The organism is Phytohabitans rumicis (assembly GCF_011764445.1).
Lineage (GTDB): Bacteria > Actinomycetota > Actinomycetes > Mycobacteriales > Micromonosporaceae > Phytohabitans > Phytohabitans rumicis.
In genome coordinates this window covers 2,703,669-2,728,828 of record NZ_BLPG01000001.1, presented here as the reverse complement: position 1 = coordinate 2,728,828, position 25,160 = coordinate 2,703,669, and the positions used below count along the sequence as shown (strand labels likewise).

Genomic DNA, 25,160 nt, shown 5'->3' with positions numbered 1-25,160 from the left:
GCCGCGGGGCGCGAGCCGCGAGCCGCGAGGCCCACCCCGCGCGGTGATCATGAAGCTAGCGTCGCGGAGAGCGCTCTCTCCAACGCTAACTTCATGATCACCGCGGCGGGGGAAGGAAGGCGTTAGGCGGAGGTGGCGGTGGCTAGCTTGATGCCGAAGCCGACGAACAAGGCGCCCACCGCGCTGGTGGCACCCGCGGCCAGCCGGCGGCGACGGCGGAACTGGGTGGCCAGGTAGGTGCCCATGAAGATCAGCAGCGTCAGGTAGAGGACGCTCACCACCTGCGCGATCAGGCCCAGTAGCAGGAACGACAGGGCCGGGTACGCGTACTGCGGGTCGACGAACTGGATGAAGAAGGAGATGAAGAACAGGATCGCCTTCGGGTTGAGCAGGCTGATCACGGCGGCCCGCCGGAACGCGTGCGGGACGGGAGGCGGGGCGGGTGCCGCTGCGGCTGGCGAGGGCGGCGCCAGGCGCGCCACAGCATCGACAGGCCCACGTAGCCCAGGTACGCCGCGCCCGCGTACTTGATCACGAGGAAGAGCGGCGGGTACGCCTTCAGGAGCGAGGCGACCCCGCCCGCCGAGAGCACCATGAGCACCGTGTCGCCGAGGAAGACGCCCGCCGCGGCCCGGTAGCCGGACGGCACGCCGCGCCGGGCCGCCGTGGAGAGCACGAAGAGCGAGTTGGGCCCGGGCAGCAGGATGATCGCGATGGTGCCCAGTACGTACGTCCAGATGTCGGTGATCCCCAGCACCACGCCATCCTCACCCCACGACCGCTGGAGCGCGAAGCTTTTTCCGCAGGGTGGCACCGACCTGGGGCCATTCCGTGGCGGTCACCGAGTAGAGGACGGAGTCGCGCCAGGAGCCGTCGCCGCGGCGCCGGTTGGACCGCAGGACGCCCTCGCGGACCGCGCCGAGCCGGGCGATGGCCGCCTGCGAGCGCTCGTTGCGGATGTCGGTCTGCCAGGTGACCCGCACGGCGCCCAGCTCCTCGAACGCCCGGGTGAGCAGCAGCAGCTTGGCCTCGGTGTTGACGCCGGTGCGCCACCACCGCCGGCCGAGGAAGGTGCCGCCGATCTCCAGGGTGCGACCGGCCTCGTCGGGATAGACGTACTGCGTCACGCCGGCAACCTCGAGGGAGCGGGCGTCGCGCTGCACCCAGGCCACCCGCTCGGGAGTCTGGAGCACGCCGGCCACGAACGCCCGCATCTCGGCGAGGTCGCGCGGCTGCGGGCTGGTCAGGTGGGTCCACACCATGGCGTCGCGGGTCGCGGCGAACAGATCGTCCACATGGGACAGATCCAGGGGCTCCAGCAGGACGTGGTCGCCGCGCATGGGGGCCGGAGTGAGCCAGGGGGAGCGGGGCGCGCGCAGGTAGCCCGGGACCGGCACGGTCACGCCGGCGTCGGGCTCGGGCAGGCCGGGGGTGAGGCGCAGCGGCAGCACGCCCGCCCAGTACGGCAGCGCGAGGTCCTCTTCGTCGTCGATCACGCCGCCCACCCGCGCCTTGACCGAGACCTCGCGCAGCGTCAGCGCCAGCACGGCGGTCTCGGCGAGCTCCTTGCGGTTCGGCGGGCGGGTCTGCGCGGCCCGGCCGCGGCCGACCTTTTCGATCAGGGCGGTCATGGCGAGCCGCTTCTCCGCCTCGGTGGTGACGAGCCGGGCGGTGCCGTGCGCGACGACGGAGCGGTAGTTGGCGCTGTGGTGCATCTGGGAGCGGGCGTACACCAGGCCGTCGAGGTGGGTCACGGTCAGGCAGACGCGCAGGCCGTCCTCGCCGCGGGCGGCGAGCAGGGGGCGGCTGCCGGTGGAGCCGTGCAGGTACACCGTCTCGCCCACGCGCACGTGCAGCGTCGGCAGCACCCGCGGCTCACCGTCCACGGTGAATCCCATCGCGCAGTGGTACGCCTCGTCGATGATCGCGTGCGCGGTGGCGCGCTCGTAGGCGACCCGGCCACGGTCGCGGTTGGCGGTCGTGCGGTGCGTCTGCTCGTACACCCGCGCCCCCTTTGTTATAGTACAAAACTGTGACTGTGTCGGTACATTATCAGATCGCCGGGAGCACGTCCGCCGAGATTTCGGCCAGCGTGGAGTCGGGCGTGCGCACCGGCGGGCTGCCGGCCGGGGCCCCGCTGCCGGCCGTCCGGGCGCTCGCCGACCTGCTCGGCGTCAGCCCGGGGACGGTCGCGAAGGCGTACCAGACGCTGCGGCAGCGCGGGGTGATCGAGACCGCGGGCCGCAACGGCACGCGGGTCCGCCCGCGCCCGCCGGTCGTTTCCAGCCGCGGCATGCTCCGCCCGGCGGTCCCGGCCGGCGTGCTCGACCTCTCCTCCGGAGAGCCCGACGCCAGGCTGCTGCCGCCGCTCGGTCCGCACCTCGCGGCCATCGCCACCCAATCGCAGACCCCCATCGGGTACGGCGACGCCGGCGTCCTGCCCGACCTGGCGGAGCTGGTCCGGTCCCGCCTGACGGCTGACGGGGTGGACGCGCCGGCCGTCACGGTCACCAGCGGGGCGCTCGACGGCATCGACCGGCTGCTGGCGGCGCACCTGCGCCCCGGCGACCCGGTCGCGGTCGAGGATCCCGGCTGGGCCAACCTCCTCGACCTGGTCGCCGCGCTCGGGCTGCGCGCCGTACCCGTACCCGTGGATGGGGATGGGCCCACGCCCGCCGGCCTGCGGACCGCGCTCGCCGCGGGCGCCCGGGCCGTCGTGGTCACCACCCGCGCGCAGAACCCGACCGGCGCCGCGGTCACCGTGCCCCGGGCGGCCGCCCTGCGCGAGGTGCTGGGCGGGCACCCGGACGTGCTGCTCATCGAGGACGACCACGCGGCCGAGCTGGCCGACGTACCCCTGTGTCCGCTGGCTGGGGCGACGCGGACCTGGGCGTTCGTGCGGTCGGCCTCGAAGCCTTACGGCCCGGACCTGCGCGTCGCCGCGCTCGCGGGCGACGAGGCCACGGTCGCGCGCGTGGCCGGCCGGATGCGGATCGGCGCCGGCTGGGTCTCCACGCTGCTGCAGCGGCTGGTGATGCGGGTGTGGACCGACCGGTCCGTCGCGGCCGGGGTGGCCGCGGCCGGCGCGAGCTACGACCGGCGGCGGGACGCGCTGCACGCGGCGCTCACCGCCCACGGCCTGGTCGCGCACGCGCGGACCGGCATCAACGTCTGGGTCGAGGTCCCCGACGAGACGCGCGCTGTCACGGCACTGCGCGACAGCGGGTACGCGGTGGCGCCCGGCGCCCTGTACCGGCAGCGCACCGCGCAGGGCATCCGGATCACGGTGAGCCCGCTGTCCGAGGCGGACATCGCGGCGGTGGCCGACGCGGTCGCGGCCGCCGCATCTTCCGCGCCGGAATGGGGTAGAACATTCAGGTGACTGCCCAGGATTTCGTCCCCGACGGCGCGCGGACGCTCGACGAGCTGAAGGCCGCCGCGGCGTCGTGCAAGGGCTGCGAGCTGCACGAGGGCGCCACGCAGACGGTCTTCGGGCGGGGTGACACGCACGCCCGGGTGGTGTTCGTCGGCGAGCAGCCGGGTGACGTGGAGGACCAGAAGGGCCTGCCGTTCGTCGGGCCGGCCGGGCACCTGCTGCGGCGCGCGGTCGACGCCGCCGGCATGGACCCGCGCCAGCTGTACATCACGAACTCTGTCAAGCACTTCCGGTTCGAGCTGCGGGGCAGGCGGCGCATCCACCAGACGCCCGACCGCACCCACATCGAGGCGTGCCGGCCCTGGCTGGTCGCCGAGTTTTCGCTGCTGCGGCCGCAGGTCGTGGTGGTGCTCGGCGCGACCGCGGCCAAGGCGCTGCTCGGGCCGTCGTTCCGGGTCACCCAGTCGCGCGGCCGGGTGCTGCCCTGGCCCGACTCGGCCCAGCGCCCGCAGGACTTCGCTGCGCCGGCCAAGCTGGTCGCCACCATCCACCCGTCGGCGGTGCTGCGCGCCGACAACCAGGAGATCGCGTACAACGGTTTGGTCGCGGACTTGACCGTGGCGGCTCGCGTGCTGAACTGAGAGGCATGGAGCAGCAGCTGTACGACCCGATCCACGAGGAGTTCCGCGCGCTGTGCCGGGAGTTCCTGGCCCGGGAGGCGGTGCCACACCACGCCGCGTGGGAAGACGCCGGCATCGTGGACCGCGAGGTCTGGCGCAAGGCGGGCGCCACCGGGCTGCTCGGCATGGACGTCGCCGAGGAGTACGGCGGCGGCGGTCAGCGCGACTTCCGCTTCAACGCGGTGCTGGTCGAGGAGATCGTCGGCTCGGGCTGCTCCGGGCTCGGGTTCGGGCTGCACAACGACGTCGTGGCGCCGTACCTGACCGACCTGAGCACCGAGGAGCAGCGCAAGCGGTGGCTGCCCGGGTTCTGCTCCGGCGACATCGTCACCGCCATCGCGATGAGCGAGCCGGGCGCGGGTTCCGACCTCGCCGGCGTGCGTACGTCGGCGGTGCGCGACGGCTCCTCGTACGTCCTCAATGGACAGAAGACGTTCATCACCAACGGCGACATGGCCGACCTGGTCGTGATCGTCGCCAAGACCGCGCCCGACGAGGGTGCCCACGGCGTGAGCCTGATCGCGGTCGAGCGCGGCACGCCCGGCTTCAGCCGCGGCCGCCGGCTGGAGAAGGTGGGCCAGAAAGCGAACGACACCGCCGAGCTCTTCTTCGACGACTGCCGGGTGCCCACCGACAACCTCATCGGCACCGAGAACCACGGCTTCTACCACCTGATGGGCAACCTGCCCCGGGAGCGGCTCAGCATCGCGGTGGCCGCCGTCGCCGCCTGCGAGCGGCTGCTGGCCATCACCCTGGAGTACGCGGGGACCCGCGAGGCGTTCGGGCGGCCGATCGGGAGGTTCCAGCACAACCGGTTCCTGCTGGCCGAGCTGGACACCGAGGTGACGATCGCGCGGACGTTCCTCAACCACTGCATCCGGGAGTTCAACGAGGGCCGGCTGACCGTGGTGGACGCCGCGAAGGCCAAGTGGTGGACCACCGAGCTGCAGAACAAGGTGGCCGACCGGTGCGTCCAGCTGCATGGCGGGTACGGCTACATGCTGGAGTACCCGGTGGCCAAGGCGTGGCTGAACAGCCGGGTGCAGACCATCTACGGCGGCACCACCGAGATCATGAAAGAGATCATCGGCCGTAGTCTCGGGCTGTGACCCTGGTTTTGGAGGACGTCCAGCGGCGCACCTTACGGGTGCTCTTCTGCACGCAGATCATCGGCGGGATGGGTGTCGCCATCGGCTTCTCCGTCGGCGCGCTGCTCGCCGCCCGGCTCGGCGGCACCGGTATCTCCGGCCTCGCCGCGAGCGCCGCCGTCGTCGGGGCGGCGTTGCTGGCGGTGCCGGTCACCCGGATCACCAACGCCCGCGGCCGGCGCTGGGGCCTGGCCACCGCGTACACCGTCGGGGCCGTGGGCGGCGCGCTGGTCGTGACCGCCGCGGTGACCCGGTGGGTGCCGCTGCTCTTCGTGGGCATGCTGCTCTTCGGCGGCGGGACCGCGGCCAACCTGCAGGCCCGGTACGCGGCCGTGGACCTGGCGTCGCCGTCCTCGCGGGGCCGGGACCTGTCGCTGGTCGTCTGGGCGACCACCATCGGCGCGGTGGCCGCGCCCAACTTCGCCTCGCTCGCCGATGACGCCGTGCACGGGCTGGCCGTGCCGGCGCTGGCGGGGCCGTTCGTGTTCAGCGCCGTCGCATTCGGTCTGGCGGCCGGCGTACTCGTGCTGCTGTTGCGGCCCGACCCACTGCTGGCCGCGCGGCGCGCCGCGGAGGCCGTGCGGGCACCTGCGCGCGGCTCTTTTGGGCTTGCGCTGCGGGCGGTGGCCGAGCGGCCCGCGGCCCGGCTCGGCGTGGCGGCCGTTGCCGTCGGTCACCTGGTCATGGTCGGGGTCATGACGATGACGCCGGTGCACATCGGGGAGTCGCACGGCGAAGCGGACGTGCTGCGCGTGGTCGGCATCGTGCTGAGCCTGCACATCGCCGGGATGTACGCGCTGTCGCCGGTGGTCGGGCTGCTCACCGACCGGCTCGGCCGCCGGCCGGTCATCCTCTGCGGCGTCGCGGTGCTGCTCGTCGCGTGCGCGGTGGCCGGGACGGCGGGGCACGACACGGTACGGCTTTCGGCCGGTCTCGTCCTCGTTGGACTTGGTTGGTCCTGCACGATGGTGGCCGGCTCGACGCTGCTGTCCGAGTCGGTGCCGATCGAGGTGCGCCCGGCCGCGCAGGGCCTGTCCGACCTGGTGACGGGGCTGGCGGGGGCGTCGGCGGGTGCGCTCAGCGGGCTCGTGGTGGAGCTGAGCGGGTACGCCGCGCTGACCCTGCTCGCGGCGATCGCGACCGTGCCGCTGACCGCCCTCGCGCTGCGGCCCGCGCCGGCCCGCAATTGAACGGGCGCCTCGGGCGTCTATCTGGTTGTGAATGACTTCGAAGCCTTCTACCGGAGCCGGTACGGTCCGCTCGCGGCGCAGCTGTACGCCTACCTCGGCGACGCGGCGGAGGCCGAGGACGTGGTTCAAGAGGCGTTCCTGCGGGCCTGGCAGCGCTGGGACGCGGTGAGCGGGTACGAGGACCCGATCGCCTGGGTGCGCAAGGTCGCCTGGAACCTGGCGGCCAGCCGGTGGCGCCACCTGCTGATGGCGGCGCGCGTGCGGTTGCGCCTGCTCGGGCGGGCCGACGCGGAGCCTGTACGCCCGGATCACGTCGCGCTCGTGGCCGGGCTGCAGCGGATCCCCGACAGACACCGGCGGGCGCTGGTCCTGCACTACATCGCCGACCTGCCCGTGGCCGAGGTCGCCGCACAGCTCGACGTGCCGAAGGGCACGGTCCTGTCGTGGCTGCACCGCGGGCGCCAGGAGTTGGCGGCGCACCTCGGGCCGGCTCATCAATCCTCCGTAGAAAGTGGTGCAGCATGACCGACCGGATCGAGTCGCTGATGACCGAGTTTCGGACGACGGCGCCCGCGGGGTTCACCGCACCGCCCGTCGAGCAGATCACCGGGGCGGCCCGGCACCGCTCGGGCCGGCGCACCGTCGTGGCGGTCGCCGCGCTCGGTGCCGGCGTGATCGCGATCGCGGCCGCACCCGTCGTGTTGTTCGGCGGCGGCGACGGCAAGGAGCGTGCGCCGATGCCCCCGGCGGCCAACCGCCGGCGACCACGCAACCGGGCCTGCCGGGGCGCATCGACCTGGAGACGTTCCGCACCCGGTTGCCGACCATCGCGCAGCCTGGCACGGCCGGGGCGCCCGCGTGTCCGGGCGGCGAGGTGGTCTTCCACAGCGACGGCATGAACCCCGCGACCGCGACCGTGGGCACCACGACGTACCAGATCGGCGGCCACCCCACCATGCCGGACCACAGCCTCTCCGCGGCCATGGGCGACCTCGACGGCGACGGGGTGAACGAGATCATCACCACCATCGCCTGCGCGCCCGAGGGCGGGCGGCGGACCGTCAACCTGTACGTGTTCAAGCGCGTCGACGACGGCTACCAGGTGCTCGACGTGCCCGTCTCGGACAACCGCCGGTTCGACTCGCCGCGGCCGATCCTGGACAGCTTCGGCGTGACCGGCGACACCCTCGCCGTGACGCTCGACGACCTCGACGCGCAGCCCGAGATCCCGCCGTCGGCGATCCCGGACGGGCAGCCGGACAACCCGCGCGAGGTGGTCATGCGCTGGAACGGCGAGACGTTCCAGCCGCGGGTGGGCTCTTATACATGGTGAGCTAGTTTTGCCGGGTGCGGTTGACGGACTTCTGGGCGCGCTTGGAGCAGGCATTCGGGCCCGGGTACGCGGCGAGCCTCGCCTCCGACCAGGTGTTGCCCCAGCTCGACGGCCGCACCATCCGGCAGGCCCTCGACGCCGGCACCCCCACCGTGGTGGTTTGGCGGGCCGTGGTCGCCGCGTACCCCGAGCGGGTGCCCCGCCAGCTGCATTGATGTCTCTTCGGCGGGTCGTTGCTTGCGTCGTACAGGTGTTCGGCTATTGTCCACAGCTGGGGCGCTTGTCCACAGGTCACGGCCCGTCGGCTGTTTTCTGTCAGACCCAGCGCCTAGCGTGTCCGCGTGACGAGAAGCTCTTCGGCGAAGACGCCCGCTAAGACGGCGAATGTAGGGGTGGCGGCAATGGCGGCAATACCTGACCGGGAGAAGGCACTCGACCTCGCTCTTGCGCAGATCGACAAGCAGTTCGGCAAGGGTTCGGTCATGCGGCTGGGGGAGCGCCCGGTCGTGCAGACCGCGATCATCCCGACCGGCTCGATCGCGCTCGACGTGGCGCTCGGCGTCGGCGGCCTGCCGCGCGGCCGGGTGGTGGAGATCTACGGACCGGAGTCGTCGGGTAAGACGACCGTGGCGCTGCACGCGGTGGCCAACGCGCAGCGGGCCGGCGGCATCGCGGCGTTCATCGACGCCGAGCACGCGCTCGACCCGGAGTACGCCAAGGCGCTCGGCGTCGACACCGACCAGCTGCTGGTCTCCCAGCCCGACACGGGTGAGCAGGCCCTGGAGATCGCGGACATGCTGATCCGCTCCGGCTCGCTCGACGTCATCGTGATCGACTCGGTGGCGGCGCTGGTGCCGCGCGCCGAGATCGAGGGCGAGATGGGCGACAGCCACGTGGGTCTGCAGGCGCGGCTGATGAGCCAGGCGCTGCGCAAGATCACCGGCATCCTCAACAACACCGGCACGACGGCGATCTTCATCAACCAGCTCCGCGAGAAGATCGGCGTGATGTTCGGCTCGCCCGAGACGACGACGGGTGGCCGCGCGCTGAAGTTCTACGCGTCGGTCCGCCTCGACGTACGGCGGATCGAGAGCCTCAAGGACGGCACCGACGTGGTCGGCAACCGGACCCGCGTCAAGGTGGTCAAGAACAAGGTGGCCGCCCCGTTCAAGCAGGCCGAGTTCGACATCATGTACGGCAAGGGCATCTCCCGCGAGGGCTCGCTCATCGACGTCGGCGTCGAGCAGAGCATCATCCGCAAGTCCGGCGCCTGGTACACGTACGACGGGGACCAGCTGGGCCAGGGCAAGGAAAAGGCGCGCGAGTTCCTGAAGGAAAACCCTGACGTGGCCGCCGAGATCGAGAAGAAGATCCTGGAAAAGCTCGGCGTCGGGCAGGGTGCGGGCGACGAGGCCGGCGGCCCTGAGCTGCCGCCGGTCGACTTCTGACGACGGTCACGATGGCCGGACGACGGCGGGGAGCGCGCTCGGGGCGGGGTTGGGATGCCGCCCCACCTCGGGCGCGCGCGACCCCGGCCCAGGCGCGTCCAGCGGCCCAGCCCGAGGAGCGAGACGAGGCCGAGCAGGCCCGGGAGATCTGCCTCAAGCAGCTCGCGGTGCGTCCGCGTACCCGGGCCGAGCTGGCCGCCGCGCTCGCCAAGCGGGGGATCTCGGCGGAGGTGGCCGGCGAGGTGCTCGACCGGTACGACGAGGTCGGCCTGATCGACGACGCCGCGTTCGCGCGGGCCTGGGTGTCCAGCCGCCACCACGGGCGCGGGTTGGCGCGCCGGGCGCTGGCCAGCGAGCTGCGCCAGCACGGCGTCGACGCGGAGACCGCCGGAGCCGCCCTGGAGGATCTCGACCCGGACACCGAGGCGGCCACCGCGCGGGCGCTGGTCGACCGCAAGCTGCGTACCGCCACGGGGGCGCCCGACGCGGTCTTCCGGCGGCTGGTGGGCATGCTGGCCCGCAAGGGCTACCCGCCCGGGGTGGCGATCCGGGCGGTCAAGGACGCCATGGCCGACCTCCCCGACGACATCGACGAGGACGCGTTCATCGGGGAGTAGTGGACAGTGTTCATTGTCGCCCTCAACGGGGGAGTGCGGCGCGACGAGCATCCCGCGGTGCCGATCACCCCGGCGGAGCTGGCCGCCGACGCGGTGCGCTGCGAGAGCGTGCTGGCCGGCGCCGTGCACATCCACCCGCGTGACGTGGACGGCCGGGAGTCGCTGGCCGCGGAGGCCACCGGGGCAGCCGTCACGGCGCTGCGGCGAGCGTGTCCGGCGCTCCCGGTCGGGGTGAGCACCGGCGCCTGGATCGAGCCGGATCCCGACGCGCGCGTGGCGGCCGTACTGAGTTGGATGAATGTGCCGGACTTCGCCTCGGTCAACGCCCATGAAGAGGGGGCCGAGCGGGTCGCGGCCGCCCTGCACGCCCGCGGGATCGGCGTCGAGGCGGGGCTGTGGACCCCGGCGGCGGTCGAGGCATACCGGGGCTGGCGCGTCCCGTGCGTCCGGCTCCTGCTGGAGTGCATGGAGCCGGACGAGGACGCGGCCCTGGCGAACGCGGCGGCGATGCTGGCCGCGCTTCCGTCCACCGGGGTGCCGCCGGTGCTGCTGCACGCGGAGGGCCCGGCGGTCTGGGCGGTCATCCGGGAGGCGGTGCGGCTCGGGCTCGACACCCGCACAGGGCTGGAGGACACCCGGACGATGCCGGATGGCACGATGGCAGCCGGCAACATCACTCTGGTGGAAGCGGCGGTAACCTTTGGGGTGACTTAGATCAAGCCCTTCGGGTGGGCCTTGATCGGCCATTTGCTGCTCGGCGTGGGCCGAAAAATGTGCCGCGTTCGTGACTCGTCCCGGATTGCCCGTACCGGTCATGACCTGCGCGTGAGCGGTCCAATGCCGTACGTCCCGGCTTCGGTCGGATCATGGGTCCTTGACCGAACCGCCACTCGCGACCTAGCCTCGCGTTACAGACGAGAAGGCCCGACCAATCGCAGGCTAATCGCACAACATAGATCGCGTAACAGTACGGCATCACTTTAGATCCGTCGTCGACCGGGCCGCGTCGGCGACGGCGTGACATAACTGGCCAGTGGCGAGGCCCCGAGGGGCGTCGCCGGTGGTCCGTATCCGCGGCCCGCTGCCTCGGTCGGGCGTTCGACAGCCGTATGGCGCGTCAACAGGAGGGCACAACTCTCCGGCGTCACGGCGGCGAAGGGAGGCGGCATGGGCGGGGTAGAGGCAGTACTGCTGATCGCGGTGCTGGCGCTGGCCGTACTCGTGCTCGGCGGTCTTGTTTTTGGGGCGCGGGCGTTGCGCGGACTCACCGCGTTCCAGCCGGCGACGGCGCGGGTCGACGACCCGGCGTACACGGCGGAGCTGGACCGGCAGGAGCAGTCCCTGGCCGCGCTGCGCAGCGCGGCGGGCGAGGCGTCGTCGGCGGTGGAGCAGGCCAAGACGGCCGCGACCACCGCCCGCACGGACGCCGCGGAGGCCAAGGCCGAGGCGCGCGCGGCCCGGGCGGAGGCCCGCCGCGTGCTCGACACGGCGCGGGCCGAAGCGGACACCATCCTCGAACGGGCCCACCGGCAGGCCGAAACGGACGCCGAGCAGGTGCGGACGGCGGCGCGGCGCAGCGGCGAGCGGGAGATCGCCATGCTGACCGAGGCCGCCAAGGAGCAGGCCGCCGAGCTGGAACGCCGGACCTCGCGGATCGACGACCGGGAGCGGCTGCACAGAGAGGAGGCCGACCGGCTGGCCGAGCGCGACCGCCGGACCGCGGCGGCGGAGGCCGAGCTCACCGACCGGGAGGCGGCGCTCCTCGCGCGCGAGTCGACGCTGGCCGAGGCCGAGGTGGTACGCCGGCGCGAGCTGGAACGGATCGCCGGGCTGACCGTGGACGCGGCGCGCGCCGAGCTGGTCGAGGCCATCGAGGGCCAGGCCAAGCGGGAGGCGGCGCTGCTCGTCCGGGACATCGAGAGCGACGCCCGCAACACCGCCGAGCAGCGCGCCCGGCACATCGTGGTGGACGCGATCCAGCGGGTGGCCAGCGAGCAGACCGCGGAGAGCGTGGTCAGCGTCCTGCACCTGCCCGGCGACGAGATGAAGGGCCGGATCATCGGGCGCGAGGGGCGCAACATCCGCGCGTTCGAGTCGGTGACCGGCGTGAACCTGATCATCGATGACACGCCCGAGGCGGTGCTGCTGTCCTGCTTCGACCCGGTACGCCGGGAAATCGGCCGGCTCACCCTGGAAAAGCTGGTGCTCGACGGGCGGATCCACCCGCACCGCATCGAGGAGGTCTTCGAGACCGCCAAGCACGAGGTGGAACGGCTATGCGAGCGCGCGGCGGAGGACGCGCTGGTGGAGGTCGGGATCACGGACATGCACCCCGAGCTGATGACGCTGCTGGGGCGGCTGCGCTACCGGACCTCGTACGGGCAGAACGTGCTCAAGCACCTCGTCGAGACCGCCCACATCGCCGGCATCATGGCCGCCGAGCTGCGGCTGGACGCCCAGATCATCAAGCGGTGCGCGTTCCTGCACGACATCGGCAAGGCGCTCACCCACGAGGTGGAGGGCAGCCACGCGCTGATCGGCGCCGACCTGGCCCGCAAGTTCGGCGAGTCCGAAGAGGTGGTCCACGCGATCGAAGCGCACCACAACGAGGTCACGCCGCAAACCATCGAAGCGGTTCTCACGCAGGCGTCCGACGCCTGCTCCGGCGGGCGGCCGGGGGCGCGGCGGGAGAGCCTGGAGGCGTACGTCAACCGGCTGGAGCGGATCGAGGAGATCGCCGGCGGAAAGTCGGGCGTGGAGAAGGTCTTCGCGATGCAGGCCGGGCGCGAGATCCGGGTGATGGTCAAGCCGGACGACGTCGACGACATCGGCGCGGCGGTGCTGGCCCGGGACGTGGCCAAGCAGATCGAGGAGGAACTGACGTACCCCGGCCAGATCCGGGTGACGGTGGTCCGCGAGTCCCGGGTAACCGAGATCGCCCGCTAACACGGCCCACTCCCCGCCCCGCGCACTCTCCCCGCCGTGCACTCTCCCCGCCGTGCACTCTCCCCGCCGTGCACTCTCCCCGCCCCGCGCTGCGCCGGCCCACCGCGTCCATCAAGGCCCGCCGCGTGCTGCGCTGGCCCGCGTCGATCAAGGCCCGCCGCGTCGATCAAGGGCAAACGGCCGTGCTTTGATCTCCGATCCACGACCGTTTGCCCTTGATCGACGGGCTTTTCCTTGATCGACGAAGGTCGCGGAGGGGTGTGCGAGGGCCCTCGGGGTCGCCCGTGGCGGCGTTCGTGCAGCGCATGTGTGGCGTTCGCGGGCGGCGCCCACCCCAGTGGGGTGCCCCGGTTGGGTGTTGTCGCGTGAGAAGGGTGCCCTTGTCGTCGACTTTGATGCCGGTCGTGGGCGAGAGGGGGGCGGCTCGTCGCCCGGCTCTCCATCCGTACGGCGATCAAGGACTTTGACGCCGATCAAGGGCAAACGGCCGTGCTTTGATCTCCGATCCACGGCCGTTTGCCCTTGATCGGCGTCAAAGTCCTTGATCGACGCGGCGGGCCTTGAACGGCGGGGGCTGCGCGGACAGCGGCTAGCCCTGGGGCTCTACCGCCGTGGCGGCCTTGGCGGCCTCCTCGATCGCTCGGGGAGCCTTGCCGCGGCGCTTGGTACGTCGTTCGAGCCATTGGGCCAGGGTGGTCAGCAGCCAGTTGATGATGATGTAGATGATGGCCACCACGATGGCTGCCGGCACGATGTTGACCTTGAGGGCCCCCACCTCGTTGACGCCCTTCTGGAGCAGCTCGGGGTACGCCACGATGTAGCCGAGGGCGGTGTCCTTGAGCAGGACGACGAGCTGGCTCACGATGACCGGGAGCATCGCTCGGGCGGCCTGTGGCACGAGGATGTTCTGCATGACCTGGCTCTTGCGCATGCCGACCGCGTACGCCGCCTCGGATTGCCCGCCCGGCACGGCGCGGATGCCCGCGCGGAACGCCTCGGCCAGCACCGATCCGTTGTAGAGCGTCAGGCCGATCACCACGGCCCAGAACGCCGGCACCGGGCCCTCGATGAGGAACGGCACGCCGTAGAAGATGAAGAAGATCATCAGCAGCAGCGGTACGGCGCGGAAGAACTCCACGACCATGCCGGCCGGGATGCTGATCCACCGGTGCTCGGAGAGCCGGCCGACGGCGAAGATGATGCCGAAGGCGAGCGACAGCACCATGCCCGTGACCGCGGCGGTCAGCGTCGCCTGCAGACCTTTCCAGATGAAGTTGACCCAGATGTTCTGTTCGGTGAAGGGCTTCCAGAGCCGCGACTCGAACTGGCCCTTCTCGTCGAACTTGAGGTAGATCCACCACAACAGCGCGAGGAGGGCCACGCCGAAGACGGCGGTCAGGAGGCGGTTGCGCAGCCGCGCCCGCGGGCCCGGGTGGTCGTAGAGGACCGTGGTGTCGCTCATTTACCGCCTCACCGCGAGTCGATTGGCCAACCAGCCGAAGAAGTAACCCGTCGGCACGAGGAAGAGGACGAACGTTCCGGCGAAGACGAGGAAGATTTCGATGACCGCGTCGCCGTTGGCGTTGATCAGTTCCTTCATCGCGTTGGAGGACTCCATGACGCCGATGGTCCCGGCGATGGTGCTGTTCTTCGCGAGGGCGATGAAGACGCTGCCCAGCGGGCCGATGACCGCACGGCCGGCCTGGGGCAGGATGATGATCCGCAGGATCTGGATGAAGGTCAGCCCGACCGCTCGCGCCGCTTCGGCCTGGCCGGGCGGCACGGTGTTGATGCCGGAGCGAAGCGCCTCGCAGACGAACGCCGCGGTGTACACGGACAGTCCGACGACGGAGAGCCAGTAGTTGTTGAGGTTCAGGTCGTCCGAGAGGCTCAGGCCGAGCGTCGAGAAGAGACCGAAGTAGCAGAAGAAGATGATCAGAGTAAGCGGCGTGTTGCGGAAGATGTTGACCCACGCCGTGCCGAAGCCGCGCAGCACCGGGATCGGCGACACCCGCATCGCCGCAAGCAGTACGCCCAGCACGAGCGCGATCACCGCGGACGCGGCGGTCAGCTTGAGGATCCAGAGGAACCCGGTCAGGTAGAGGTCGAGGTTGGCCTCGTCCTGGAAGACGTGCATGGAGTCACTCCTGTCGCCAGCAAGCGGGTGGGGCCGACGCGCGGCCGGCCCCACCTCGCTCCGTGCTCAGCTGCAGTTGGTCAGCTTGCTGGTGTCCAGCGTGGGAGCGGCCTTACCGCTCTTGCCGAGGGTGGAATCCCAGGCGGCCTTGTACGAGCCGTCCGCGGCGGCCGCGGTGAGGATCTCGTTGATCTTCTTGCAGCCATCGCTGTCGTCCTTCTTCAGGCCGATGCCGTACGGCTCGGTGGAGAAGGTCTTGCCGACGACCTTGAACTTGCCGGCGTACTCAGCCTGCGACGCGTAACCGGCGAGGATGATGTCGTCGGTGGTCACCGCGTCGACCTGGCCACCCGCGAGCGCGGTCACGCACTTCGAGTACGCGTCGAACTGCTGGAGTTGCGCCTTCGGGTACTCGGTCTGGATCCGCTTGGCCGGCGTCGACCCGGACACCGAGCAGACCTTCTTGCCGTCGAGCGACTCCGGGCCGGTGATGGTCGAGTCGGTCGGCACCAGCAGGTCCTGGCCGGCGATGTAGTACGGGCCGCCGAAGTTCACCTTGGTCTTGCGCTCGTCGTTGATCGTGTACGTCGCGACGACCAGGTCGACGGTGCCCTGCTGGATGAACGGCTCCCGGTTGGCCGACACGGTGGTCTTCCACTCGATGCCGGACTCCGGCACGCCGAGCCCCTTGGCAAGGATCTTGCCGATCTCGATGTCGAATCCCTCGTACGTGGTGCCGGTCTGCAGCCCGAGGCCGGGCTGGTCGCCCTTGACGCCGATGACGAGCTTCTTCTGGCCCTGCGCCTTGCCGATGATGCCGCTGGCCGTGGTGCCGCCGGTGCCGGTGTCGTCACCGTCGTCGCCACCGCAAGCCGCGACGCCCAGCGAAAGCACCGCAGCCGCGGCGATCGCCGTCATCCGCGAAATACGCATTGTCATTCTCCTCCTTACGAGGGAGCCCCCGATACGAGGGAGCACCCGATCGGTGCGCTCCACAGTGGACGCTTAGTGCGTCAGGATCTTCGAGAGGAAGTCCTTGGCCCGCTCGCTCTTCGGGCTGCCGAAGAACTCGTCGGGCGGTGCCTGCTCCACGAGCTGGCCGTCGGCCATGAAGACGACCCGGTTGGCGGCGTGCCGCGCGAAGCCCATCTCGTGCGTGACAACCACCATCGTCATGCCCTCGCGGGCCAGCGACGTCATCACGTCGAGCACCTCACCGACCATCTCCGGGTCGAGTGCGCTCGTCGGCTCGTCGAAGAGCATGGCCTTGGGCTGCATCGCCAACGCACGGGCGATGGCGGCCCGCTGCTGCTGGCCGCCGGACAGCTGGGCCGGGTACTTTTCGGCCTGGCTGGCGATGCCCACCCGGTCGAGCAGCGACATGGCGCGCTCGCGCACCACGGCCGCCTTTTCCTTGCGTACCTTGATCGGCCCGAGCGTGACGTTTTGCAGGATCGTCTTGTGCGCGAACAGATTGAACGACTGGAACACCATGCCCACCTCGCTGCGCAGCCGGGCCAGGGCCCGGCCTTCAGCGGGGAGCGGCTTTCCGTCGAACACGATGCTGCCCGAGTTGATCGGTTCCAGGCGGTTGATCGCGCGGCATAGCGTGGACTTGCCCGAGCCCGAGGGCCCGATCACCACGACGACCTCGCCCCGATCCACCGACAGGCTGACGTCCTGCAGCACATGCAACGGACCGAACCATTTGTTGACCGCCTCGAGCACGATGAGCGGTTCGCCCGCTGTCACCTTCGTCCACCGTCCTGTAGGTCTCGATTGCCCTCGGTGCAGTCACTTTAAGCGGGTCGAAGTGTCGGAATGCCACTTAGATGGTCACGGAGGAGTAACAGCGGCCACGCGTGCCGTGCTGGACCGCCACCATCGTCGTATGAACCCCTCGGCCCGTATGTGGAGTTGGTCGGTGGACGCCGAGATACCTCCGGTGACGTTCTGCATGTCGCTGGGGGAGGTATTGGCACGCCCGGTCGTTCCGCTCGGTGCCGCCGATCCGCGCCGGTTGCCGCGTGATGTCATACTTTGCGATGTCTGGCACACTTCAGGCGATTTTCCGACGATGGTGGAGTGCTACGGGGTGCTGGACGACTTCGCCGAGGCGGTGGTCGTGGCGGCCGTGGCCCGGCTCATCGGCCACCGCTGCCTGGTGCCGGACGACACCCTCAACCCGGGCCGCCACCTGCTCGCCCTGCCGGACGGCACGCTGCGCCCGGCGCACGTCGACGTCGCCGACACCGAAGACGGTTCGGCCCACTCCAACGCGCGCCCGTGCACGATCGCGACGCAGCGCTGCCGCGAGTCGGTCGAGTGCCGCCAGTCGCGCTGGCTGCCCGATCAGGTGGTGGCGCTGGCCGACCTGGCCCTGGCCTGACGCTTCGCCTCGGTCCGCTCGGCCGGCGTGAGGGCGGTCGGGCTGGGGCGCACCACGAGGTCGGCGAGCAGCGTCCGCGTGGCGTCGGCCACCGCGGCGACCGCGGCGTGAAACGCCTCGGCGTTATGAGCGGCGGGGGTACGGAATCCCGAGACCTTGCGGATGTACTGCAGCGCGGCCGCCTCGATATCCGCGTCGGTCACATCTTCCGTGTACGGCTCCCGCAGCGTGACGATGCTCCGGCACATGGCAGTCCTCCCTCGCCCGATACTCTGGTCACTGTCATGAGTACCGCAACTGAGGGCAGCCCGCGTACCTACCAGGTGCGGACGTACGGCTGCCAGATGAACGTCCACGACTCCGAGCGGATATCCGGCCTGATGGAACAGGCCGGCTACGTGCGCGCCGCCGAGTCGGACAATCCGGACGTCGTGGTGTTCAACACCTGCGCGGTACGGGAGAACGCCGACAACCGGCTCTACGGCAACCTCGGTCACCTGCGTCCCGTGAAGGACCAGCACCCCGGGATGCAGATCGCGGTCGGCGGCTGCCTCGCGCAGAAGGACCGCGGCGAGATCGTCGCCAAGGCGCCCTGGGTCGACGTGGTCTTCGGCACCCACAACATCGGCTCGCTGCCGGCGCTGCTGGAGCGCGCCCGGCACAACGCCGAGGCCGAGGTGGAGATCCTGGAGTCGCTGGAGGTCTTCCCCTCGACGCTGCCGGCGCGCCGCGAGTCGACGTACGCGGGCTGGGTCTCGATCTCGGTCGGGTGCAACAACACCTGCACCTTCTGCATCGTGCCCGCGCTGCGCGGCAAGGAGAAGGACCGGCGGCCGGGCGAGGTTCTCGCGGAGGTCGAGGCGCTGGTCGCCGAGGGCGTGCTCGAGGTGACGCTGCTCGGCCAGAACGTCAACTCGTACGGCGTGGAGTTCGGCGACCGCCTCGCGTTCGGCAAGCTGCTGCGGGCGTGCGGCGGGGTGGACGGCCTGGAGCGGGTGCGCTTCACCAGCCCGCACCCGAAGGACTTCACCGACGACGTGATCGCGGCCATGGCCGATACGCCGAACGTGTGCCACCAGTTGCACATGCCGCTGCAGTCCGGCTCCGACGCGGTGCTCAAGGCGATGCGCCGCTCGTACCGGGCGGACAAGTACCTCGGCATCATCGAGAACGTCCGCGCCGCCATGCCGGACGCGGCCATCACCACCGACATCATCGTGGGCTTCCCCGGCGAGACCGAAGAGGACTTCCAGCGCACGCTCGACGTGGTGCGGGCGGCCCGCTTCGCCAGCGCGTTCACGTTCCAGTACTCCAAGCGCCCGGGTACGCCGGCCGCGTCGATGCCCGACCAGCTGCCGAAGCAGGTGGTGCAGGAGCGGTACGAGCGGCTGATGGCGGTCGTCGAAGACGTCACCTGGGCGGAAAACAAGGCGCTCGTGGGTGAGACGGTCGAGCTGCTGGTGGCCGTGGGGGAGGGCCGCAAGGACAGCCGCACCGGGCGGATGTCCGGGCGGGCCCGCGACGGCCGGCTCGTTCATTTCGCGACGGCGCCAGCCGGAGCGAACGGCCAGCACGGCGCGACCGGTGGGGCGGCGCAGATCCGGCCCGGCGATGTCGTGTCCACTGTGGTTACGTACGCGGCGCCGCATCACCTCAACGCCGACGGTGCACCGCTGAGTCACCGCCGCACCCGGGCCGGCGACGCGTGGGAGAGCGGGCGGGCACCCCGTACCCCTGGAGTCCTTTTGGGACTGCCGACGGTGGGTGCGCCGCCGGCGCAGGCCGCCGCTCCCGCGACAGCCTGCGCCCACGACTGAGATCGCTAGCTGGTGCAGGCGGCGCCGTTCAGGCGGACGCTCGCCGGTGCGGACGCCGTGCCGTTCGCGGTGAAGCCGATCGTCACCGACGCGCCGGCGGCGAGCGACGGTGCCCACGTCGGCGCGGCGGCCGTCACGGTCGTGCCGCTCTGCGTCACGGTGGCGTTCCAGCCGCTGCCCAGCGTCACGCCGGACGGCCAGGTCCAGGTGACGCTCCACGGGTTGAGCGCGCCGCCGGTGTTGCGCACCGTCAGGTTGCCCTGGAAGCCGCCCTGCCACGCGTTCGTCTGCGTGTACGTCGCGGTGCAGGCACCGGGAGCCGAGGTGGTCGGGTTGGTGGTCGGACCGCTCGACGTCGGGCCGGCGGACGTCGGGCCGGTCGTCGGGTTGCCGCCCACGGGCGCGATCAGGTACGGCTGCAGGATCGCCTGCTTCTCGGTGTTGATGTTGGTCCAGTCGTCCAGCGCGATGCCGCCCGTGTCACCGGAGTTCGGGTTCCACGACCAGTACGTGAACGACATGCCGTTGACCCCGGTGCCGGTGTACTTCATCAGCTCCTGGAGCCAGACCTTGTCCTTCGGGTCGGCCAGGGTGCTGCCGAACTCGCCCATCATGATCGGGGCGACGTTCTGCTTGTAGAGGTAGCCCCAGAAGCCGTCCCACAGCGCCGGCATGTTGGCCGGGTAGTTGGGCTCGTCGAACCAGTCCTGGTGGTACACCGAGATGGCGTACTCGTGGGGTGAGTAGACCAGCCGGTTCGCGACGTTGAGCCGGACCGGGAACGCGCCGGCCTTGGACAGGTTGCCGCCCCACCAGCCGCAGCTCTCGTCGTTGCTCGGGTCGCCGTCCCAGACGTTCGACAGGCCACCGCTCGGGCAGCTCACGCCCTCCACGAAGATCAGCCAGTTGGACTGTACGGCGAGGATCGCGTTGCCCGCCCGCTCGGCGGCGAGGCGCCAGTCGCGGCTCTCCACGCCGCAGCCCCAGCACGCGCCGGTCGCGTTCGGGTTGGTGCCCTCGGCGTGCGGCTCGTTGTGCAGGTCGGCACCGATGACGGTGGTGTTGCCGGCGTACCGCTGGGCGAGCATCCGCCAGTCCGCGATCCAGGTGGCCTCGGAGACGGTCGGCGTGTACCAGAGCGCGGACTGGCCGGCTGCGGTCGGGCGGTGCCGGTCCAGGATGACCCGCATACCCTTGGTGCCGGCGTAGTTGATGACCTTGTCGAGGATCTGCAGCGGGGTGTTGCCGACCAGGTCCGGGTTGACGAAGTCGTTGATGCCCGTGGCGGTGGCGCCCGGCTTGAGGGCGTCGTTCGAGAACGGGATGCGCAGCGTGTTGTAGCCCAGGCTGGCCATCTTGTCGAGCTGGTTGCGCCACGGGTTGTTCGACCAGAGGCCGTGGAAGGTCTTGTTGTCGGTCTCCATGCCGAACCAGTTGATGCCGGTCAGCCGTACCGTCGCGCCGGTGCTGTCGATGATCTTATTGCCGCTGGTGCGCAGGTATCCGGTGCCGGTGCCCGCCGCGAGCGCGGCCGGTGCCATGGCGATGGCGACGAGGAAGCCGGCGGCGGCGGTGGTGGCGACGGCAAGGGCGCTAGCAAGCGCTCTGCGTGACATTGCCAGGGTTCTCCGTTCATAGGAAAGCAGCGTCGAGGAAAGAACGTTGCCCTGGCTCCGCGGATCATTGTGACGCTTGTAAATGTATGAGTCAAACGAAGAGGGGCTCCCCCGCCGGGGAGCCCCTCTTCGTTCTTTGGGTGAGGAACGTCTAATGGGTAGCTGCGGCCACGGGTTCGCGTTCCTCGGCCGGCTCGGCGGTGCCGCTGGGTGCGTCGCCGTGTCCGGGCCACCATGCCTTGCGGCCCAGCAGCGCGGTGAGGCTCGGCACCAGGAACATCGACATCACGAACGCCGAGATGGCGATGCCGATGGCGACCGCGAAGCCCATCTCGGTGAGGAACGCGATGCCGCCCAGCATCATCGAGGCGAACGTGCCGGCCAGGATCAGACCGGCCGCGGCGACGGACGGGCCGCCGTGCTCGACGGCCAGGTCGGCCGCCGTACGCGGGTCGTTGCCGAGCCGCGCCTCCTCGCGGAGCCGGGCGATCATCAGGATGTTGTAGTCGGTGCCGATCGCCACCACGAAGAGGTACAGGATCGTGGGCAGCATGAACGACAGCCCGGCCCGGTCGCCGATGCCCTGGAAGACCAGGACCGTCGTGCCGAGCGTGGTGAAGAAGCCCAGCACCACCGCGAGCATCAGGTAGAGCGGCGCCACGACGGCCCGCAGCAGCAGCGCCAGGATCAACGCGATGAGCGCGCCCGCCACCGGGAAGATGACCCGCAGGTCCCGGCCGTTGGCGTCCCGGATGTCGGCGAAGACCGAGGTCGCGCCGCCCACGTACGCGGTGGTCCCGGACGGGGTGTTGGCGTGCGCCACGTCGCGCAGCTCGTCACCGGCCAGGTCGAGGGCCTCCTGCGAGTACGGGCTGTCGGCCAGCAGCAGGCTGATCTGGGCCGCCGTCCCGTCCTGGCTCAGCGTGGCCAACCCGGCCGGACCGGCCATGACCTGGCCGACGCCGGGCACCTCCTTGAGCTTGTTCGCGTACTGGTCCAGGGCGGCCTGGTCGAGCCGCTGCCCGCTGTCGCTGCGGACGTACACGGTGGTGGGGTTGAGCGCACCAGGCGGGAAGCCGGCCTGCAGGTCGCGGAAGCCCTGCGAGGACTCGGTGTCCTCGGGGAGCTGCGCGGTCTGGTCGTAGTCGGTCTGCATGGCGAGCGAGCCCAGCGCCAGGGCCACCATCAGGCCGCCGGACGCGAGCGCCACCACGGCCGGCCGCCGGCCGACGAACCTGCCGACGGCCTGCATCACGCTCCCGCGCGGGGCGCGCTGCCAGGACTTGGACGGCCAGAAGACCTTCGGGCCGAACAGCGAGACGACCGCGGGGACCAGCGTCACCGCCGCGATCGCCATCAGCGCCACCGCGATCGACAGCGACGGCCCGAGACTGGTGAACGCGCCGAACACGGCCAGCAGCAGCGCCATGAACGCGATCACGATGGCGCCCGCGGCCGAGGCGATGACCTCGCCGACCCGCGCGACGGACTTGACCAGGCCCTCCTTGCGGTCGTCGCCGGCGCGCAGCCGCTCCCGGTACCGGAAGAGCAGGAACAGGATGTAGTCGGTGCCGACGCCGTACAGGACGATGGTCAGGATGATCTGCAGTGACTGGTCGACCTGCAGGTCGGTCGCCTTCGCCACCAGGGCGATCAGGCCGGGCGCGATGGCGCTCACGACGCCGACCGTGACGATCGGCAGCAGAGCCGCGATCGGGCTGCGGTAGATCACCAGCAGCAGGATGATGATCAGCGCGACCGTGGCGATACCGACGATCACGAACGCGTTCTCGAAGGCGTCCTGGTTGTCCAGCTGCATCGCCACGTCGCCGGTGACGGCGAGGGTCAGCGGCGACCCGGTGACCTCGGACTTGGCGATGTCGCGGATCGACTGGACCGCGTCCATCACCTTCTGGTCGTCGGGGAGCCCTTCCAGGCCGGCGCTGACGAGCTGCACCTGCTTGTTGGGCGAGACCGCCTGCGGCCCGGTGACCACGCCGGTGACCCGCTCGATGTTGGCGGACTGGACCTTCTGGGCCAGCGTGCCGACCATCGAGGAGTCCGCGTCGGTCAGCGGCTGGCCGTCGGTACGCCGTACGACGATCGTGGCGGTCGAGTCGCTGGACTCCCCGAACGCGGACTCGGCCAGCTCCTGCGCCTTGACCGACTCGTAGCTGTTGGGCAGGAAGTTCGCCTGGTCCGAGCTGGTGACGTCGGACAGCGTGGGCGCGAAGACGACGATGGCGGCCGCGGCGATCACCCACCCCAGGATGACCTTCCACGGGTTGTAGACGACGAAGCGCCCCAACCGTTCGAACATGACTCCCCCTCAAGTCGACCGTCGGTCCTTACCGTCCGGCAAGTAGATGCCTACCTGCCGCACGGTAGATAGGATCTCAGCGTATGGCAAGTCGATTCACAGGATGATGCCGGAGGTGTGCTGAGAGGGTGCTGAGAGTGCGTGCGGGGGTATAGGTAGATACGATCGGCCCGCTGAGGAGGTGCACGACCGTGGTCGCTGAAGACACCAAGGCCCGGATCCGTGCCGTGGCGATGGAGTTGTTCACCGCGCAGGGGTACGAGCAGACCAGCCTGCGCGAGATCGCCGACCGGGTCGGGATGACCAAGGCATCGCTCTACTACCACTACCCGTCGAAGCAGGCGCTCCTGCTCGCGCTGGTGCAGCCGCTCGTCGACGACTGGCGCTGGGCGGTGGAGTACGCGGAGAGCCAGCCGCACAACCCGGACACGGTCCGCGTGGTGCTCGGCCAGTTCCTCGACGTCATGCTGCGGCACCGCAGCGCGTGCGCCCTCTTCATGCGCGACGTCCCCGCGGTGCTCGCCACGATCCAGCCGATCTGGGCCGAGGTGATCGAGCTGGCCAGCCGGTTGCACACGTGGCTGGCCGGCCCGGACCCGACCGACGTCGAGCGGATCCGTGCGGTGGCGGCCGCCGAGGCGCTCGGCGCCGCCCTCAACCCGCTGCCCATCCTGGCCGACGTGTCGCCCGCCGTGATCCGCGGCACCCTGCTGGACGCCGCCGCGGCGGTGCTCGGCCTGCCGCGCGTCCTTCGTGATCAAGGCGTCCCTCAAGTCGCTATGACGACTTGAAGGACGCCCTGATCACAAAAACTATGACGTCTGCTCGGCCAGCTGGAGGAACTGCCGCTTCGACGCGAGGGCCTGCTCGGCCTCGCGGATCCGCTTGGCGTCGCCCGCCGCGCGCGCCCGGTTGAGCCGCGCCTCGGCCTCGGCCACCTGCTCGCGCATCTGCGCCAGCAGCGGGTTGGCCGACGGCTCGGTGCGCCGCCACGCCGACTCCATCGCCTGACGTACCCGCTCCTCGACCGTGCGGAGCCGGCGGTCCAGACCGGTGGCCGACTCGCGCGGCACCCGGCCGGCGTCGTGCCACTGGCCCTGGATCTCGCGCAGCTTGGCCTGCGCGGCGCGCGGGTCGGCGTCGACGTCGATCGCCTCGGCCTCGGAAAGCAGCGCGTGCTTGCGGTCGAGGTTGCCGCGCTGCTCGGCGTCGCGGGCCGAGAAGACCTCGCTGCGCCGCGTGAAGAACGCGTCCTGGGCCGCCCGGAACCGCTCCCAGAGCCGCTGCTCGGCCTCCTTCGAGGCGCGGGGGGCGGCCTTCCACTGGGCCATGAGGTCCTTGAGCCGGGCGGCCGTGGACGCCCAGTCGGTGGACTCGGTGAGCGTCTCGGCCTCGACCACGAGCGACTCCTTGGCGCCCTGGGCCTGCTTGCGCTGGGCGTCGAGGGTCGCGAAGTGGGCGCCCCGCCGGCGGGTGAACGAGTCACGGGCCGCGGCGAACCGCTTCCACAGCTCGCCGTCGGTCTTCTTGTCGACGCCGCGGATGGTCTTCCACTCGTCGAGGATCTCCTTGAGCCGGTCCCCGGCCGTCTTCCAGCCGGTCGACTCGGCGGCCAGCTTTTCGGCCTCCTCGACCAGGGTGGTCTTGCGGGTCAGCGCCTCGGCACGAGCCGCCTCGCGAGCGGCGCGCGCCTCGCCGGCCTTCTGCTCGGCGAGGCTGGAGAGCTTGTCCAGCCGGGCGCACAGCCCGTCGATGTCACCGACCACGTGCGCCTCGGCGAGCTCGGCCCGCAGGCGCCGCACGCTCGCCAGGGAATGGGCCGCGTCCGCGGCGCCGGAATTCAGGCGGGCCTCGACCAGATTGACCTCGGTGACCTTGTCGGCGAACCGGCGTGCGAAATGGGCCAAACCCTCCTCCGGTGGCCCTGCTTGCCAGGACCCGACCACGCGCTCGCCTTCTGCGGTCTTGACATACACCGTGCCGTCGGCGTCCACTCGACCGAAGGCGGTCCAGTCGCTCATGTGCCCATCCTCGTTCTTCCCGGCACCGTCGGGTGGGGGTTACCCGGCGGCCACCGCCACAGCGCAGTATGTTTGCAGCGGAGTATCTCCCGGCATTGTCACAGGTCCAACCCGGTCCCCGT

At 70.8% G+C, this 25,160-nt stretch carries 25 protein-coding genes and 1 pseudogene; 16 read left to right on the top strand and 10 right to left on the bottom strand.

From position 1 onward, the window contains the following. Nucleotides 1–122: 122 nt before the first annotated feature. Nucleotides 123–757 (bottom strand): annotated as a pseudogene (gene leuE / locus Prum_RS54470) (leucine efflux protein LeuE). Between the two features lie 10 nt (nt 758–767). Beyond that, nucleotides 768–2,003, bottom strand: coding sequence for a bifunctional pyridoxamine 5'-phosphate oxidase family protein/GNAT family N-acetyltransferase (locus Prum_RS11765; RefSeq protein ID WP_173076394.1), 1,236 nt, complete (start codon nt 2,001–2,003; stop codon nt 768–770). Between the two features lie 35 nt (nt 2,004–2,038). On the opposite strand from Prum_RS11765, the gene Prum_RS11760 reads away from it, so the two are divergent. The 13 genes from Prum_RS11760 to Prum_RS53715 all read left to right on the top strand — a co-directional run bounded on the left by Prum_RS11760 (nt 2,039) and on the right by Prum_RS53715 (nt 12,929). Beyond that, nucleotides 2,039–3,382 (top strand): aminotransferase class I/II-fold pyridoxal phosphate-dependent enzyme, encoded by a 1,344-nt coding sequence (locus tag Prum_RS11760; RefSeq protein WP_173083665.1) that lies wholly within the window; start codon nt 2,039–2,041, stop codon nt 3,380–3,382. Further along, entirely contained in the window at nt 3,379–4,017 is a 639-nt protein-coding gene (locus Prum_RS11755) for a UdgX family uracil-DNA binding protein (RefSeq protein WP_246277825.1), read from the top strand. The genes Prum_RS11760 and Prum_RS11755 overlap by 4 nt, the downstream gene beginning before the upstream one ends. Nucleotides 4,018–4,022: 5 nt before the next feature. Next, the gene (locus Prum_RS11750) at nt 4,023–5,165 is read left to right on the top strand and encodes an acyl-CoA dehydrogenase family protein (protein ID WP_173076392.1); all 1,143 of its coding nucleotides are present in this window, start codon (nt 4,023–4,025) and stop codon (nt 5,163–5,165) included. After that, the gene (locus Prum_RS11745; protein WP_246277824.1) at nt 5,162–6,394 is read left to right on the top strand and encodes an MFS transporter; all 1,233 of its coding nucleotides are present in this window, start codon (nt 5,162–5,164) and stop codon (nt 6,392–6,394) included. The genes Prum_RS11750 and Prum_RS11745 overlap by 4 nt, the downstream gene beginning before the upstream one ends. A gap of 27 nt (nt 6,395–6,421) precedes the next feature. Beyond that, nucleotides 6,422–6,919 (top strand): RNA polymerase sigma factor, encoded by a 498-nt coding sequence (locus Prum_RS11740; RefSeq protein ID WP_246277823.1) that lies wholly within the window; start codon nt 6,422–6,424, stop codon nt 6,917–6,919. After that, a complete protein-coding gene (locus Prum_RS11735; protein ID WP_173076390.1) occupies nt 6,916–7,293 on the top strand; it encodes a hypothetical protein in 378 nt (125 codons plus the stop codon). Before Prum_RS11740 ends, Prum_RS11735 begins: the two co-directional genes overlap by 4 nt. Beyond that, nucleotides 7,290–7,727, top strand: coding sequence for a hypothetical protein (locus tag Prum_RS11730; RefSeq protein ID WP_173076388.1), 438 nt, complete (start codon nt 7,290–7,292; stop codon nt 7,725–7,727). The genes Prum_RS11735 and Prum_RS11730 overlap by 4 nt, the downstream gene beginning before the upstream one ends. A gap of 14 nt (nt 7,728–7,741) precedes the next feature. After that, nucleotides 7,742–7,942 (top strand): DUF3046 domain-containing protein, encoded by a 201-nt coding sequence (locus tag Prum_RS11725; protein ID WP_173076386.1) that lies wholly within the window; start codon nt 7,742–7,744, stop codon nt 7,940–7,942. Between the two features lie 186 nt (nt 7,943–8,128). Further along, nucleotides 8,129–9,175: a recombinase RecA gene (recA, locus tag Prum_RS11720; protein ID WP_173076384.1), complete on the top strand. Its 1,047-nt coding sequence runs from the start codon at nt 8,129–8,131 to the stop codon at nt 9,173–9,175. 11 nt (nt 9,176–9,186) lie between these two features. Then, a complete protein-coding gene (locus tag Prum_RS11715; protein WP_173076382.1) occupies nt 9,187–9,792 on the top strand; it encodes a regulatory protein RecX in 606 nt (201 codons plus the stop codon). A 6-nt stretch (nt 9,793–9,798) separates the two neighbouring features. After that, nucleotides 9,799–10,506 carry a 3-keto-5-aminohexanoate cleavage protein gene (locus Prum_RS11710; RefSeq protein WP_173076379.1) on the top strand — a complete coding sequence of 236 codons (708 nt, stop codon included), beginning with the start codon at nt 9,799–9,801 and terminating at the stop codon, nt 10,504–10,506. Nucleotides 10,507–10,959: 453 nt separating this feature from the next. Beyond that, on the top strand, nt 10,960–12,738 hold the full coding sequence (gene rny / locus Prum_RS11705; RefSeq protein ID WP_173076377.1) for a ribonuclease Y: 1,779 nt from the start codon (nt 10,960–10,962) through the stop codon (nt 12,736–12,738). Nucleotides 12,739–12,806: 68 nt separating this feature from the next. Beyond that, nucleotides 12,807–12,929 carry a hypothetical protein gene (locus Prum_RS53715; protein WP_281368891.1) on the top strand — a complete coding sequence of 41 codons (123 nt, stop codon included), beginning with the start codon at nt 12,807–12,809 and terminating at the stop codon, nt 12,927–12,929. A gap of 398 nt (nt 12,930–13,327) precedes the next feature. Here the strand turns inward: Prum_RS53715 and Prum_RS11700 are convergent, their stop codons facing one another. The 4 genes from Prum_RS11700 to Prum_RS11685 all read right to left on the bottom strand — a co-directional run bounded on the left by Prum_RS11700 (nt 13,328) and on the right by Prum_RS11685 (nt 16,627). Next, entirely contained in the window at nt 13,328–14,200 is an 873-nt protein-coding gene (locus Prum_RS11700; protein WP_173076376.1) for an amino acid ABC transporter permease, read from the bottom strand. Continuing rightward, nucleotides 14,201–14,875 carry an amino acid ABC transporter permease gene (locus Prum_RS11695; protein WP_173076374.1) on the bottom strand — a complete coding sequence of 225 codons (675 nt, stop codon included), beginning with the start codon at nt 14,873–14,875 and terminating at the stop codon, nt 14,201–14,203. Nucleotides 14,876–14,941: 66 nt separating this feature from the next. Then, nucleotides 14,942–15,808, bottom strand: a complete 867-nt coding sequence (locus Prum_RS11690; protein WP_173076372.1) for a glutamate ABC transporter substrate-binding protein — start codon at nt 15,806–15,808, stop codon at nt 14,942–14,944. 72 nt (nt 15,809–15,880) lie between these two features. Then, nucleotides 15,881–16,627, bottom strand: a complete 747-nt coding sequence (locus Prum_RS11685; protein WP_173076370.1) for an amino acid ABC transporter ATP-binding protein — start codon at nt 16,625–16,627, stop codon at nt 15,881–15,883. 325 nt (nt 16,628–16,952) lie between these two features. On the opposite strand from Prum_RS11685, the gene Prum_RS11680 reads away from it, so the two are divergent. Further along, nucleotides 16,953–17,264 carry a hypothetical protein gene (locus Prum_RS11680; RefSeq protein WP_246277822.1) on the top strand — a complete coding sequence of 104 codons (312 nt, stop codon included), beginning with the start codon at nt 16,953–16,955 and terminating at the stop codon, nt 17,262–17,264. On the opposite strand, the gene Prum_RS11675 is transcribed toward Prum_RS11680, so the two are convergent. After that, a complete protein-coding gene (locus Prum_RS11675) occupies nt 17,228–17,512 on the bottom strand; it encodes a DUF2277 family protein (protein WP_173076368.1) in 285 nt (94 codons plus the stop codon). The two genes, Prum_RS11680 and Prum_RS11675, sit on opposite strands and share 37 nt — an antisense overlap. 36 nt (nt 17,513–17,548) lie before the next feature. On the opposite strand from Prum_RS11675, the gene miaB reads away from it, so the two are divergent. Then, nucleotides 17,549–19,081, top strand: a complete 1,533-nt coding sequence (miaB, locus tag Prum_RS11670) for a tRNA (N6-isopentenyl adenosine(37)-C2)-methylthiotransferase MiaB (protein WP_173076366.1) — start codon at nt 17,549–17,551, stop codon at nt 19,079–19,081. 5 nt (nt 19,082–19,086) lie between these two features. Here the strand turns inward: miaB and Prum_RS11665 are convergent, their stop codons facing one another. After that, nucleotides 19,087–20,697, bottom strand: a complete 1,611-nt coding sequence (locus Prum_RS11665) for a cellulase family glycosylhydrolase (protein WP_173076364.1) — start codon at nt 20,695–20,697, stop codon at nt 19,087–19,089. 151 nt (nt 20,698–20,848) lie between these two features. Beyond that, on the bottom strand, nt 20,849–23,017 hold the full coding sequence (locus tag Prum_RS11660; protein WP_173076362.1) for an MMPL family transporter: 2,169 nt from the start codon (nt 23,015–23,017) through the stop codon (nt 20,849–20,851). Between the two features lie 191 nt (nt 23,018–23,208). Here Prum_RS11660 and Prum_RS11655 point away from each other — a divergent pair, with 191 nt between their 5' ends. Further along, nucleotides 23,209–23,808, top strand: a complete 600-nt coding sequence (locus tag Prum_RS11655) for a TetR/AcrR family transcriptional regulator (protein WP_218577211.1) — start codon at nt 23,209–23,211, stop codon at nt 23,806–23,808. 21 nt (nt 23,809–23,829) lie between these two features. Here Prum_RS11655 and Prum_RS11650 read toward each other — a convergent pair whose 3' ends face one another. Next, nucleotides 23,830–25,038 carry a DUF349 domain-containing protein gene (locus Prum_RS11650; protein ID WP_173076360.1) on the bottom strand — a complete coding sequence of 403 codons (1,209 nt, stop codon included), beginning with the start codon at nt 25,036–25,038 and terminating at the stop codon, nt 23,830–23,832. Nucleotides 25,039–25,160: the final 122 nt, after the last annotated feature.